The organism is Streptomyces sp. NPDC017993 (genome assembly GCF_044328065.1).
Lineage (GTDB): Bacteria > Actinomycetota > Actinomycetes > Streptomycetales > Streptomycetaceae > Streptomyces.
Window position 1 is genome coordinate 111,004 of the sequence record NZ_JBIRGO010000008.1, and the last position, 12,797, is coordinate 123,800.

Sequence of the window (12,797 nt, forward strand, 5' to 3'; positions counted from 1 at the left end):
AAACCCGTCGACAAGTGACGACACTCCTGGAGCTGCGCACACTGGAACAGCCGCTGAGCAAGAGGGGTGAGTCCATCGCAGCGGCGAATCGCCGGTCATGACGGGACCGGGTGACGGCAGGCCGGCCGTACCTCCACGAAGAGCGCCGCTGGGTTGACCTTGACGCTGCGTCAACTTCTAGCATCGGGGCCATGTCGATCACTGTTCTTGACACCTACTCCGCCATGAGGCGGATCCTGCTGGCCCCGGCCGCGGACCGCGTTGACCTGCTGGGTTCGATGCTGGAGCCCACCAGGGGCATGTACCGCTACCACCCCGGCGAGGTTGACCTGGTGGCCTTGCACCTCGAAGCGTCCGGGTTCCCCATCGACCGTGACGAGGAGCGTTGCCTCGACGCGCTCGAAACCCTGGCGGCGGCCGGAGCCTGGGAGCGGATGCAACGCGCCCTCGACGACGCTCTCACCGTACTGCTGGAGGCGACGCCGGGCCTGGAGACCCCGGACATCACCGTGCTGTTCGTGCTCGGCGATCCGGGAGACGAGCACTTCATGGGTCCCTGCCGAGGAGTCACCGGGTTCGGCGGCATCTCGGGCCACATCGTGATCACGTTCTGGCCCTTCCCCGAGAACGTGGAGCGGCTGGAGGCCACCGCCGCGCACGAACTCCACCACAACCTGCGATGGGCCCCGGGCGGGGTCGTGTGGGATCCGATGACCGTCACGGTCGCCGAGCACATCGTCGGCGAGGGCCTGGCCGACGCCTTCGCCCGACAGCTCTACGGCAACGAGCTCGGCCCCACCCGCATCGGCGTGCCGCACCTGCACGACGACGAGCTCTTCGGCAAGGTGCTCACCGGGCTCGACGTGACAGACATGCGGAACTTCACTGCCTGGGTGCACGGCGACCCCAGCGCCGAGCGCTTCGGCCTCACCCCGGTGGGACTGCCGATGGGCGCCGGGTACGCCGCGGGCAACAGGCTGGTCGACACCTACCTGGCGGCCACCGGGCAGACGGCGGCGCAGGCCCTGCACGCCGACAGCTCGGAGATCATCGCCGCCACGCACCGCCGCGGGTAACACTGGAATGATGGAGTGGACGATCCAGGAACTCGCGACGAGGGCCGGCATCACCAGCCGCACCCTGCGTCACTACGACCGCGTCGGGCTCTTGGCCCCGTCCCGGGTCGGCGCGAACGGGTACCGCTACTACGCCCCGGACGCGGTCGCCCGGCTCCAGCGGATTCTGCTCATGCGCCGGCTCGGCATGGGCTTGCCGGCCATCGCCGAGGTCCTGGCCGACGAGGTGGACACGTGCGACGGGCTCCGCGAACACATCGCCGCGCTGGAAGAGGAACGGGACCGCATCGAACGGCAGATCCGGTCCGTGCGTCATACGCTCGACGCCCTCCAGGCGGGGGCGGAACCGCGGATGGACGTGATGTTGGCGGGGTTCAACGACCGCTACAAGGACGAGGTGATCTCACGCTGGGGCGAGCGCGCGTTCCAAGAGAGCAACGACTGGTGGCACGGCAAGAACCTTGACCAACAGCGGGCCTGGAAGCAGGCCACCGAAGACCTCGTCGCCGCATGGGGCGCAGCAGTGAAGGCCGGGGCTTCTCCGACATCGGAACACGCTCAGTCACTCGCTGCCCGGCACGTCCGGTGGCTGAGCCAGATCCCGGGTACCCCCACGGCCGAGGGCGACCGGGAGCGTTCGATCGAGATGGTGAAAGGCCTGGGGGCCATGTACGTCGACGACTCACGCTTCGCCGGTATGTACGACGACGCCGCGGGGGCGAGGTTCGTCCGCGACGCACTGCAGGCGTACGCGCGGACCCGGATGTAGCTCGTGTGCTTCGCAGAAAGGACCGCTTGTGAGCAGCGTCCGGCTGCGGGCAGCGCGAGCGCTCCACCGCGACGGCCTTCCCGGACTTCATCCGCTTGAGCAGGTAGCCGATCTGGCCCTGAGGGTTTTGGGCGGCGGCCTCTCAGCGGGCTCTCCCCACACCGGCCTACCTACGCACAAGCATGCCCACAAATGTCCGATTAGGGAAAATTGGGCTGGGTACCGGTTCAGTGGCGGCGGAGTCCCGTGCGGTGGCATCCGTCGCTTGCGGGCATGGCCGTGCTCCGCGCGACAGGTGACCAGGGGCCGAGTTCGTCGCCCCTCCCCGGGTGACCCGGGCCTCCCGCCGGGAGCGTGAAGCTCCCGGCGCGCGAATCCTTGAGGCCGGGGCACGCTCAAGCAAAGGGAAGGCCCATGGAACACAGCCGAGACGTCATCGCCGAGCTGGCCGGTGACCACCGCGAGGCACTGGCACTGTTCGCGCGCATGCAGGCGCTGACATCCGGCGACAAGGCGCGCAAGCATCTGCTCGACGAGGTGACCATCGGCCTCGTGCGGCATGCGGTGGCCGAGGAGGAGTACCTCTACCCCGCCGTACGCGAGGGAATCGCGCACGGCGACGTCCTCGCCGACAAGGAACTCGCCGACCACATCCGCGTGGAGGGCCTGCTGAAGGACCTCCAACGGCGGACGGCGGACGATGCGGCCTTCGACCGGCTCGTGGACGATCTCATCGATGAGGTGAGCGCGCATATCCGGGACGAGGAACAGCGCGTGTTCGTTCTGTTGCGTCAGGCGTGTCCCCCGGAGGCACTCAGAGAGCTGGGCGAGAAGGTCCGCAAGGCGAAGAAGACGGCCCCCACCCGGCCGCACCCCGGTGCTCCGGTCATGCCCCCGGCCAACAAGCTGCTGGCAGCCGGGCTGGGCCTGGTCGACCGGGCACGCGACGCCCTGACCGGGCGCGGACGATCCTGACCTCGGCCGGCCGCCACCCGAGGCCAGGCGGCCCGCGCCCCGCGGCCCCGGTCGATTCCCGCTAACCGTGCAGTCGACGGGTACTCGCCGGGAGGGCGCGGCCCGCGTGGATGAGCCAGGCGTGCAGGCGCCGATAGAGCGCGCGGAAGATCATGCGGCCTCCGGCTCGGAGACGGCGGGGAAGGGTTCCTGGCTGGTCCTGCGGGCGCGGTCCAGCGGGCGGCGGGCCACGACGCTGCTGGGGGCGATGACTTCGAAGCCCGCTCCCAGGGCTCGCGCGCGCCGGTACGCGCGCACCAGCGCGGGGGCGCCACAGCACGGGCAGACCACGGCGCAGTCACTCAGGTCGACCAGCAGTCCGGAGGCGCCCCGGTTCAGCAGGATCAGCAATTGTTCGCGCACCTGGGCGGCCTCGCCACAGTCCAGGACGAGGGGGCGTACGACGAGCGTGCCCGTAGGCGTGAGCGTGTAGGGCACGTTCCGTCGATTTTTGTGCATATCGCTCTCCTCCCGGCCCGCTGACCGCGGACCGCCCCCTGGATTGCCAAGCTGTGCGAGCTGCGGACCCCCCGCGGGTCACCGCCCGCGCGTCACGCCGTTTCGGCCGAAGCAACTTCCGCACCGCGGAGGCCGCCGTCGACTATTTTCCCTTTCCTTTGCCCGGCAAAACGACCAGGTTCGCCCCCCGTGCTTCGGTGACCCGCCCTGGCGCGACGCTCACTCTCCGTGGCGTTCCTCGTCCTCGACCACATGCACGGCCGCTTCCTCGGCCGAGGCCGCGCCACCGTCGATGCCGACGTCCCGTGCGACCACGTCGTCGTTGCGGCCGGGGAGGCCCTCGTCCGCGCCGACCATCCGGCCGGCCCGCTCGTCACCGACCTCGCCACCCACCGTCTCGTCGTTCTCGGCTGGGTCCCCCGACCCGACGTCGGGCTGTTCCTTCGCCAGCCGCTCGTCCAGCGTCTCGCCGGCGCGCTGTTCCCCGGCGGTGACGCCCTCGTTCACGCCATAGGGCTTCTCCGGCGGGGAGTAGCCCTCGTCGAGGGTCTCGTCCAGGTCCCGCTCGTCGAGGGCGTTCTCCAGGTCGGGTCCCTGGGACGCGTCCTGCTCGTCGTGCGCGTCCGGCTGGTAGACCTCGTCGCCCATGGCTTCGTCGGACATGGTTCGCGCCCCTTTCCTCAGGACGGAGAAGGCGGAGAACGCGGCGGAGGAGGTGCGGGGCCGCCCTGTGGGGAAGGGGCGTCGGGTCGGACCACCCCTCCCCCCACCGTGGATGCCCCGATGGCCCGGCGCCTCCCGGTCCGTACCGGCCTTGCTCCAGGCGAGTTGCATACGGCGGTCATCGGAAGAATCCGCGGCCCGCCACAGAGCCCGCCGTACCGGGACGCGTCCGGGTGGCCGACGGGCACGCAGAACGACGTTGGCGCACCGTACTTGGCCGGTCAGAAGTCGCGGGAGATCGTCACCGCGCTCACATTGGAGGAGGCCGTCCGTGGCGCGTAAGTGGCCGGCTGACCGTCCCGGTGACGGCCGGGCGCGGCGGCTGCCCCGGGTCGTCCGGTGCGGATGTCTGACCGCGGCGGTCGGCACGCGGAAGAGAGCCACCCTGAGGAGGCACCCGCATGACCTCGGCCCGACCCCACTCGCCCACCCCGCCCGGCGACGCACGTCCGCAGATCCTGGTACTCCGGGCGCTCGGTCTCGGCGATCTGCTGACGGTGGTCCCGGCACTGCGAGCCCTGCGTGCGGCCCACCCCGGCCATGAACTCGTACTGGCGGCGCCCGCACGGCTCGCGGACGCCGCGGAGGCCACCGGAGCCGTCGACCGGTTGCTTCCGGCGTCCGCGACCGGCCGGGAGGTGCCACGGCTCCTGGGCCGACTCGGCCCACCCCCGGCCCTCGCGGTGGACCTGCACGGCAACGGCCCGGCCAGCCACGGTCTACTGCAGGCACTGCGCCCGGAACGGCTCTTCGCCTACGCCCATCCCGCGATGCCGGCGCTCTCCGGCCCCGTCTGGCGCGAGGACGAGCACGAGCGGGACCGCTGGTGCCGGCTGGTCGCCTGGTACGGCGTGCCCGCCGACCCGGCCGATCTGCGGATCGACGCGCCCGCGCTCCCCTCTCCCGCGCCCGGCGCGGTCGTCATCCATCCGGGCGCGGCCGCGGCGGCCCGGCGGTGGCCGCCGGAGCGGTTCGCGGCGGTGGCCCGCGCCCTGCACTGTGCGGGGCAGCGCGTCGTCATCACGGCAGGGTCGGGCGAGGGTCAGCTCGCCCGCCGGGTGGCCCAACAGGCGGATCTGCCCTCGTCGGTCGTGCTCGGCGGCGACGTCGATGTGCCGTTCGCGGAACTGGCGGCGCTGATCGCGGGCGCCCGCGCGGTGATCGTCGGTGACACCGGACTCGCGCACCTCGCCGGCGCCCTGGGCACCCCCTCCGTGGCGCTCTTCGGCCCGGTCGCACCCCGGATCTGGGGCCCGCCGAACCTGCCCCGGCACCGCGTCCTGTGGCACCCGGACCACATCGACCGCCCACTCCCCGGGGACGCCCACGGCGACCGGCCGGACGACCGCTTGCTGCGCATCACCGCGGCCGAGGTGCTCACCGCGGTGGCACAGCTGCCCGAGCCCGACCGCACGTCCGCCGGGGAAGCGGAGGCCGTGCGAGTGGGCTGAAGGCCGTGTCCCGGGACCGCGAGCCCGTTCGGGTGGTGTGCCGCCCGGCCACGGGCGCGGCTCCGGCGACAGGCCGGGGGCGGATGCCTAGCGTGCTGCGATGACTACTCATCAGGTAATCCGACAGTCCCTGCTGGCCCTCGTCGCCCTCGCGGCCGCCTCGCCCGTAACGGCGCAGGCCGCGACCCCCGGCGACGCACGGGCCGCCGCGGCCGGAAGCGCCTCCGGAGGCGTCACGGCGAATGGGGCCCGGGCGTCCGTACGGTACGAGCCGTACGGGTGCGCGGAGGGGCGGAGCCGCTGGGCATGCATCGCCGAGTGCGAGAGCAGCGGCAGGTGGGACGCCAACACGTCCAACGGGTTCTACGGCGGGCTGCAGTTCCAGCAATCGACGTGGAGGGCGTTCGGCGGGCTCGCCTTCGCGCCGCGCGCCGACCTCGCCACCCGCAAGGAACAGATCAAGGTCGCCGAGTCCGTGCGCGCGAAACAGGGCTGGAGTGCCTGGCCGAACTGCGCGAAGAGTACGCGGACCGCGACGGCGGATACGCAGGGGGCCCAGCGAGAATCCGGGCCCCCTATGCGGACGCACAAGATCAAGCAGACGCACACCGTGCAGGCCGGCGAATCGCTGTCGGCCATCGCGCTGCACTACGGGGTGCAGGGCGGCTGGCCCGAGCTGCACAAGGCCAATGAAGGCGTGATCGGCTCCGACCCTGACGTGCTCACCGTCGGGGCCGAACTGCGCATTCCCTGAAACCTCTCCACGGCGCGTGTCCGCCACATCTCCGGGGACGGACACGCGCCGTGGAGAGCATTCCCCCGCCTGCTCGGCGACCCGCGCGGTAACGCGCCCCCACCCCTTCCCCTCCCTCTCCTTCCGACCGTCGACGGCCCGTGGGCCCGCCGGCGGCATCGCTGTGCGCGCTCACCCGACTGGCCGTCACCGCCTCGCCGACGGTGACGTTCCGTACGAGTCTGACCAAGGGGGCGGAGCACGGAACCAAGGCTGGGGAATCCCATGGACAGCGCGGACAGCGCCCGGGCGCGAATTCGGCACCACGTCGTGGTGCCGAGGGGCGCCGGTCTCCCCGGATTCCACCTGCCAACCGCGGGAAAGCCGCCGCAGGGGTTCCTCCCACACGACGGTGCTGTGCGGGCCGTCGGGCGACGCCTTCTCCACGGCTGGGAACGCCTGACGACGGAGGTAACCACATGACCGCCCTCGGCGCGGTTCCGCGCTTGTCCGTCGCGCTCGTCTCCGAACACGCCAGCCCCCTCGCGGTGTTGGGCGGAGTCGACGCCGGAGGCCAGAACGTCCATGTCACACGGCTGGCCGGTGCATTGGCCGACCGCGGGCACCGAGTCACCGTCTACACGCGCCGGGACTCCCCCGAGGCGCCGGACCAGGTGACGCTGCGCGCGGGAGTCACCGTCCGGCACGTCCCGGCCGGGCCGGCCTGCCACGTACCCAAGGACGCCCTCCCGCCCTACATGCCGGCGTTCGGCGCCTTCCTGACCGAGGAGTGGCGCACCCGGCCACCTGACATCGTCCACTCGCACTACTGGATGTCCGGTCTCGCCGCGCTCCAGGCGACGCGGGAGTTGGGCCTGCCGCTGGCCCACACGTACCACGCGCTGGGGACCGTCAAGCGGCGCTACCGGCAGGACATCGACACCAGCCCGCGCACCCGCATCATCTCCGAGGTCGAGGTCGGTGAGGGATGCGACCAGGTGATCGCCACGTGCCGGGACGAGGTCACCGAACTCGAGCGCATGGGCCTGCCACCGAGGAAGATCAGTGTGGTGCCCTGCGGGGTGGACACCGACCTCTTCACACCCGAAGGCCCGATCGCGGACCGCAGTTCCTACCGTCCGCTGCTGCTCCAGCTGGGCCGGCTCGTGCCCCGCAAGGGGGCCTCCGTCGCCGTCGCCGCGCTCGCCCGGCTGCCCGAGGCCGAACTCGTCATCGCCGGCGGGCCGCCCGTCGAGGAGATCGACAACGACCCCGAGGTTCAGCGGCTGCGCATCCTGAGCCGGGCGGCCGGGGTCACCGAGCGGGTCCACTTCACCGGCGGGGTGCCGTACGAGGACGTGCCGGCGCTGCTCCGCGCGGCCGATGTGGTGCTGTGCCCGGCGGACTACGAGCCGTTCGGGATGGTGCCGCTGGAGGCCATGGCGTGCGGTACCCCTGTGGTCGCCACCGCGGTCGGCGGCCAGTTGGACACGGTCGTCGACACCGTCTCGGGGCTGCTGGTGCCGCCCGGCGACCCGAGCGCCCTGGCGCACGCCGTCGGTGAACTGCTCGCCGACACCGAGCATCGTGCCGCCTGTGGCGTCGCGGGCCGGCGGCGCGTCCTCGCGCGCTACGGCTGGGACACCGTCGCTGCGGCGACCGAAACGGTCTACCGCGGTCTGCTCTCTCCCCGGCCTGCCGTCACGGAAGTGGCCTGACGTTCCCCACCGCCTCCGCCCTGTCCCCGGGCCGCCTTCCGGCATGCGCCAACGGTGCCGGCCTCGGTAGTGGAGGGGGCGCGGCGTTTCCCCACTTCGGTCCGGGGTACTCGCCGCACGCCCGTGCACCACGCTCTCCCGCGCACGCCGGTGTGGAGGGCGGGCGCAACGTCGCACTTCGAGGAGGCATGGTGGATCTTCCCTCGGCACGTGGAGATCTGTCCGGGGCGGTCATCTCGGCCCTGCGCAAGCCCCCCGGTAGCGCCGCGTTGCCCGACGACGGCTCCCTGCGCGGCTGCGACCCCTACGGCGACGATCTGCAGCTCGCGCTGACCCTCTGCTACGAACTCCACTACCGGGGATTCGACGAGGTGGACGACGGATGGGAGTGGGACCCGGGACTGCTGCGCTTCCGGGCCGCGCTGGAGGGCGCATACCTCGGCGCCCTGCGCGAGGACGTGGCCGAGCCCGGCACCGTCGACGATCTACTGGCGGAACTGCAGCTCGAACCGATCGACGGAACGGGCGTGTCGTACTTCCTGAAGGACGAGGGGAAGCTCTGGCATCTGCGGGAGTTCGCCGCACAGCGGTCCCTCTACCACCTCAAGGAGGCAGACCCGCAGCTGTGGGTGATCCCGCGGCTGACCGGCGCGGCCAAGGCGGGGATGGCCGCGGTGGAGTACGACGAGTTCGGGGCGGGGCGTGCCGAACGGGTGCATGCGCGGCTCTTCGCGGACCTGATGGAAGACCTCGAACTGGACAGTTCCTACGGGCACTACCTCGACGCGGGTGCGCCGCAGATGCACGCCGTCATCAATCTCATGTCGCTGTTCGGCCTGCACCGCGCGCACCGCGGAGCGCTGGTGGGCCACTTCGCCTGGGTGGAGATCACCTCCTCGCCCGGCTCACGCCGACTCGCGCAGGCCATGGAGCGGCTGGGGGCGGGCCCGGCGGCCGTGCACTTCTACGCCGAGCACGTGGAAGCGGACGCCGTCCATGAGCAACTGGTGCGGCGGGAGGTCGTCGCGGGACTGCTGCGCGACGAACCGGCGCTCGCCCCCGACGTGGCCTTCGGGATCGCGGCCACCGGCTGGGTGGAGGACCGCATGGAGGAGCACCTCTTCAACTCCTGGCAAGCGGGGCGGTCTTCCCTGCGTACGCCCTTGTGACCGCGCGCCCCGGCGAGACACCGACGGGGCGCCCTACCCCCCAGCTCCTCCACCTCCGCGGCCGCCGCGTCGAGGCCCGCCCGGCCACGCGCGAGCAGAGCGATCCGCGCGCCGCGGCGGGCGAAGAGCCGCGCGGTGGCCCGGCCGACGCCGGCACTCGCGCCGGTGATGACAACTGTCTCGGTCATGCTCACCAGTTTCTTTGTGTCCGGTGCCCCGGCGCGGCGCCGCTCTGCCCGGTCGCGGTGGAGCGTCCGGCCGGGCCGGCCGGACGCTCCACCGGTCCTCAGCCCTTGCCCGGCCCCTCGCCCTTGTGACGGTGGCCGGGAAGCATCTCCTGGACCTTCGCCTTGAACCCTTGCCGGATCACGGCGGCCCGGTCGCTGTCACCCTTGAGGAGGGATGCGGCGGCGGCCTCGATCTGGTCGAAGTCCGCGTGCGGCGGGATCGGCGGTACGGCCGGGTCGGTACGGAAGTCGATGACGAACGGCCGGTCGGCCGCGAGGGCCTGCCGCCAAGCCGCTTCCACCTCGCCGGGCTTCTCCACCCGGGTGCCGTCGAGACCGATGGAACGGGCGAAGTCGGCGTACGGCACGTCCGGGAGCTCCTGCGACGGCAGGAACTGCGGCGCGCCGGACATCGCCCGCATCTCCCAGGTGACCTGGTTGAGGTCCTGGTTGTTGAGTACGGCGATGATCAGCCGCGGGTCCTGCCACTCGCGCCAGTACTTGGCGGCGGTGATGAGCTCGGCCAGACCGTTCATCTGCATCGCGCCGTCACCGACGATCGCCAGACCGGGCCGGTCGGGGTGCGCGAACTTCGCGCCGATGACGTACGGGACGCCCGGTCCCATGGTGGCGAGCGTCCCGGAGAGGGAACCTCGCATCGAGCCGCGCAGGCGAAGGTGCCGCGCGTACCAGTTGGCCGCGGACCCGGAGTCGGCGGCGAGGATCACGTCGTCCGGCAGGAGAGCGTCGAGGGCGTGCACGACGTACTCCGGGTTGATGGGCTCGGCCTCCACGGCGGCACGCCGCTCCATGACTTCCCACCAGCGAGCGGTGTCCTTCTCGATCTTCTTGCGCCACGCGCCGTGCTTCTTGCGCTTGAGCTGCGGCAGCAGCCTGCCGAGCGTCTCACGGGCATCGCCCACCAGGTTGACCTCGAAGGGATAACGCAGGCCCACCATGAACGGGTCGATGTCGATCTGCACGGCGCGGGCCTGGTCCAGTTCCGGCATGAACTGCGTGTAGGGGAAGCTGGATCCCACCACGAGCAGGGTGTCGCAGCCCTGCATCAGCTCGTAGGACGGCCGGGTGCCGAGCAGGCCGATCGCCCCGGTCACATAGGGCAGGTCGTCGGGGAGCGCGTCCTTGCCCAGCAGGGCCTTGGCCACCCCGGCGCCGAGCACGTCCGCGAGCTGCTCGACCTCCGCGCGGGCCCCGCGGGCGCCCTGCCCGATCAGCACGGCGACCTTCTCGCCTTCGTTGAGCACCTCGGCGGCACGTGCGATCTCGGTGTCCGCCGGGACCGGCGCATAGGAGCCGACCCCGAGGCTGGAGGGCACCATCTTGAACGCGTGGGTGGGCGGCGAGTAGTCGAGTTCCTGCACATCGGCGGGGATGATGACGGCGGTCACGGTCCGCTTGGCGTAGGCCGTGCGGATGGCCCGGTCCAGGACGTTCGGGAACTGCTCCGGCACGGTCGCCATCTCGCAGAAGTCGGAGGCGACGTCCTTGTACAGGCTCAGCAGGTCGACCTCCTGCTGATACGAGCCGCCCATGGCACTGCGGTTGGTCTGGCCGACGATCGCCACCACCGGCACGTGGTCGAGCTTGGCGTCGTAGAGACCGTTGAGCAGATGGATCGCACCCGGTCCCGAAGTCGCCGCGCACACACCGACCTTGCCGGAGAATTTTGCGTAGCCCACGGCCTCGAAGGCGGCCATCTCCTCATGCCGGGCCTGGACGAACACCGGTTTGTTGTCGGCGCGTTCCCACGCGGCGAGCAGGCCGTTGATGCCGTCACCCGCGTAGCCGAAGACGTGCTCCACGTCCCATTCACGCAGTCGCTGGAGAAGGTGGTCGGAAACCTTGGTCGACACGGTACGTCCTCTCGTTTCACGGGCTCCGGGCGACGAACCCACGAGCCGGGGCGGTCCTTTGGGCCGCCGTGCGCGGCGGACTGCCCGGCCGTCCGGCGGGCGCCGATGTGCGCCGCCGGGCCGCCAGACCGGTCCGAACGGTGTGGTGTGACAGGCGAGTTGGCGGCGCTCGGGTCGGGTACGTCACGGCCGTCGGACCGTATCCGCGCCCCGCCCGCGTACGGGTGAGGCCGGATGAGCCCTGCAGGCGCGTCTCCGCCCGCGGCCGGCACCGCCCTTCGCGTCAGTTCGTCGACAGGGCTTCGAGCAGGTCGCCGGTCTGCGGATCGGGCAGCGCACGGGCGACGTCGGCCAGCGTGATCATGCCGACCAGCCGGTGCCCGTCGATCACCGGCAGGCGGCGCACCCGGTGCCGGGCCATGGTCGCGAAGACCTCGTCGGCGTCGTCGTCGGCACCGATCGTCACCGCCCTGCCCTGCGCGAGGTCACCGGCCTTGGTCGTGCCGGGATCCTTCCCCTCGCCCAGCACCTTGGTCACGATGTCCCGGTCCGTCAGCACTCCGGTGAGCTTGTCGTCCGCTCCGCAGATCGGCAGTGCGCCCACGCCCAGCGACGTCAGCTTGCGTGCCGCTTCCAGCACGCTGTCGTCCGCACCGACGCACTCCGTACCGGGCGTCATGATTCCGCGAGCAGTAGGCATACGTGTTCCACCTTCCTTGTACCGGGAGGCTTGTGGCCGCCTCCCGGCCTCTCCACTGGTTCCACCTGAGCCCCGGCGGTGCCTGCCGGGGACTGTTGATGTCCTGCCGACCGCCCCTACTTCCCCCGGCCGGTGACGAAATCGCGCGCCCGGTCGACCAACCCGGCGCCGGGCGCGAGCAGTTTGTTGCCGGGCGGGGTTCGGGGGGCGCCGGGGTGCGGCCGGGTGGGGGCGACCTTCTTCGCCGTACGGACCTTCTCCCCCAGCTCCTCCAGGTCCGCCTGCGGACAAGCGGCCCGCAACTCCACGAACAGACGACCCTCTTCGTCCTTGATGTGGGCGTAGACCTCGGTGCGCAGCTTGACGATCAGATGGTTGAAGTCGAGGTTGCCCGCGTCGACTCCCTCCAGAGCCTTGAGCAGCTCCTCCACCCGCACATGGTCGGCGATCTCCTTGTCGGCGAGGGTCTCCCCGTCCGACAGGTGCCGGCGCACCGCCGGGTACAGATACTGCTCCTCGGCCACGGAGTGCCGCACCAATTCGATCGTGAGCCGGTCCGCCAGCCGCTTGCGCTCGGCGTCCCCGGGGACGGTCCGCTCGATCCGCGCGAAGAGTTCGTCCACCTCGCGGTGGTCGCTGGTCAGCTCGGCGATGACATCTCCGCCGTGACCCATGAATGGTTCCGCCTTCCGGTGATGTCGCGCGACCGGACCGTCCGGGGCGCCACGTCACGGGTGCCCTCTCCCTCCGGGCCCTTAACGCCTCATCCGGAGGGATTGAGCCGGATGCTCCGTGTGCGCCCCCGGCGCACACGCCGCCCGGCGTACCGGGCGCCCTTCGTGGAACCACGGCGCGGGACCAGTCCCGGACGCATCTGAGAAAGG

At 71.4% G+C, this 12,797-nt stretch carries 12 protein-coding genes and 1 pseudogene; 7 read left to right on the forward strand and 6 right to left on the reverse strand.

What is annotated here, in order from left to right:
- Positions 1–191 precede the first annotated feature (191 nt).
- The 3 genes from ACH4FH_RS16475 (at position 192) to ACH4FH_RS16485 (ending at position 2,820) form a co-directional block, all read left to right on the forward strand.
- The gene (locus tag ACH4FH_RS16475; RefSeq protein WP_398556523.1) at positions 192–1,076 is read left to right on the forward strand and encodes a DUF2268 domain-containing protein; all 885 of its coding nucleotides are present in this window, start codon (positions 192–194) and stop codon (positions 1,074–1,076) included.
- Between the two features lie 10 nt (positions 1,077–1,086).
- Positions 1,087–1,845, forward strand: a complete 759-nt coding sequence (locus ACH4FH_RS16480; protein WP_398556524.1) for a MerR family transcriptional regulator — start codon at positions 1,087–1,089, stop codon at positions 1,843–1,845.
- Between the two features lie 414 nt (positions 1,846–2,259).
- Positions 2,260–2,820: a hemerythrin domain-containing protein gene (locus ACH4FH_RS16485; protein ID WP_398556525.1), complete on the forward strand. Its 561-nt coding sequence runs from the start codon at positions 2,260–2,262 to the stop codon at positions 2,818–2,820.
- Between the two features lie 150 nt (positions 2,821–2,970).
- On the opposite strand, the gene ACH4FH_RS16490 is transcribed toward ACH4FH_RS16485, so the two are convergent.
- Positions 2,971–3,318 carry an STAS domain-containing protein gene (locus ACH4FH_RS16490; RefSeq protein WP_398556526.1) on the reverse strand — a complete coding sequence of 116 codons (348 nt, stop codon included), beginning with the start codon at positions 3,316–3,318 and terminating at the stop codon, positions 2,971–2,973.
- 219 nt (positions 3,319–3,537) lie between these two features.
- Entirely contained in the window at positions 3,538–3,981 is a 444-nt protein-coding gene (locus ACH4FH_RS16495) for a DUF5709 domain-containing protein (protein ID WP_398556527.1), read from the reverse strand.
- 461 nt (positions 3,982–4,442) lie between these two features.
- Here ACH4FH_RS16495 and ACH4FH_RS16500 point away from each other — a divergent pair, with 461 nt between their 5' ends.
- From ACH4FH_RS16500 to ACH4FH_RS16515, 4 genes are all read left to right on the forward strand, one after another.
- Positions 4,443–5,492, forward strand: coding sequence for a glycosyltransferase family 9 protein (locus tag ACH4FH_RS16500; protein ID WP_398556528.1), 1,050 nt, complete (start codon positions 4,443–4,445; stop codon positions 5,490–5,492).
- 100 nt (positions 5,493–5,592) lie between these two features.
- Positions 5,593–6,246 carry a transglycosylase family protein gene (locus ACH4FH_RS16505; protein ID WP_398556529.1) on the forward strand — a complete coding sequence of 218 codons (654 nt, stop codon included), beginning with the start codon at positions 5,593–5,595 and terminating at the stop codon, positions 6,244–6,246.
- 458 nt (positions 6,247–6,704) lie between these two features.
- Positions 6,705–7,943, forward strand: coding sequence for a glycosyltransferase (locus ACH4FH_RS16510; protein WP_398556530.1), 1,239 nt, complete (start codon positions 6,705–6,707; stop codon positions 7,941–7,943).
- A 188-nt stretch (positions 7,944–8,131) separates the two neighbouring features.
- A complete protein-coding gene (locus ACH4FH_RS16515) occupies positions 8,132–9,112 on the forward strand; it encodes an iron-containing redox enzyme family protein (RefSeq protein ID WP_398556531.1) in 981 nt (326 codons plus the stop codon).
- A gap of 29 nt (positions 9,113–9,141) precedes the next feature.
- On the opposite strand, the pseudogene ACH4FH_RS16520 reads toward ACH4FH_RS16515, so the two are convergent.
- From ACH4FH_RS16520 to ACH4FH_RS16535, 4 genes and pseudogenes are all read right to left on the reverse strand, one after another.
- Positions 9,142–9,300 (reverse strand): annotated as a pseudogene (locus tag ACH4FH_RS16520) (SDR family NAD(P)-dependent oxidoreductase); the annotation flags it as partial.
- Positions 9,301–9,398: 98 nt separating this feature from the next.
- Positions 9,399–11,213 carry a thiamine pyrophosphate-requiring protein gene (locus ACH4FH_RS16525; protein ID WP_398556532.1) on the reverse strand — a complete coding sequence of 605 codons (1,815 nt, stop codon included), beginning with the start codon at positions 11,211–11,213 and terminating at the stop codon, positions 9,399–9,401.
- 283 nt (positions 11,214–11,496) lie between these two features.
- Complete coding sequence (locus ACH4FH_RS16530; RefSeq protein ID WP_398556533.1) at positions 11,497–11,913, reverse strand: CBS domain-containing protein; 417 nt, start codon at positions 11,911–11,913, stop codon at positions 11,497–11,499.
- Between the two features lie 116 nt (positions 11,914–12,029).
- Positions 12,030–12,587 carry a hemerythrin domain-containing protein gene (locus tag ACH4FH_RS16535; RefSeq protein WP_398556534.1) on the reverse strand — a complete coding sequence of 186 codons (558 nt, stop codon included), beginning with the start codon at positions 12,585–12,587 and terminating at the stop codon, positions 12,030–12,032.
- Positions 12,588–12,797 lie beyond the last annotated feature (210 nt).

Bases quoted from the DNA above. Each gene is read 5' to 3' on its own strand.
- ACH4FH_RS16480 (WP_398556524.1), top strand. From the start codon at position 1,087: ATGGAGTGGACGATCCAGGAACTCGCGACGAGGGCCGGCATCACCAGC.
- ACH4FH_RS16505 (WP_398556529.1), top strand. From the start codon at position 5,593: ATGACTACTCATCAGGTAATCCGACAGTCCCTGCTGGCCCTCGTCGCC.
- ACH4FH_RS16510 (WP_398556530.1), top strand. From the start codon at position 6,705: ATGACCGCCCTCGGCGCGGTTCCGCGCTTGTCCGTCGCGCTCGTCTCC.
- ACH4FH_RS16515 (WP_398556531.1), top strand. From the start codon at position 8,132: ATGGTGGATCTTCCCTCGGCACGTGGAGATCTGTCCGGGGCGGTCATC.
- ACH4FH_RS16495 (WP_398556527.1), bottom strand. From the start codon at position 3,981: ATGTCCGACGAAGCCATGGGCGACGAGGTCTACCAGCCGGACGCGCAC.
- ACH4FH_RS16490 (WP_398556526.1), bottom strand. From the start codon at position 3,318: ATGCACAAAAATCGACGGAACGTGCCCTACACGCTCACGCCTACGGGC.
- ACH4FH_RS16530 (WP_398556533.1), bottom strand. From the start codon at position 11,913: ATGCCTACTGCTCGCGGAATCATGACGCCCGGTACGGAGTGCGTCGGT.
- ACH4FH_RS16485 (WP_398556525.1), top strand. From the start codon at position 2,260: ATGGAACACAGCCGAGACGTCATCGCCGAGCTGGCCGGTGACCACCGC.
- ACH4FH_RS16535 (WP_398556534.1), bottom strand. From the start codon at position 12,587: ATGGGTCACGGCGGAGATGTCATCGCCGAGCTGACCAGCGACCACCGC.
- ACH4FH_RS16475 (WP_398556523.1), top strand. From the start codon at position 192: ATGTCGATCACTGTTCTTGACACCTACTCCGCCATGAGGCGGATCCTG.
- ACH4FH_RS16500 (WP_398556528.1), top strand. From the start codon at position 4,443: ATGACCTCGGCCCGACCCCACTCGCCCACCCCGCCCGGCGACGCACGT.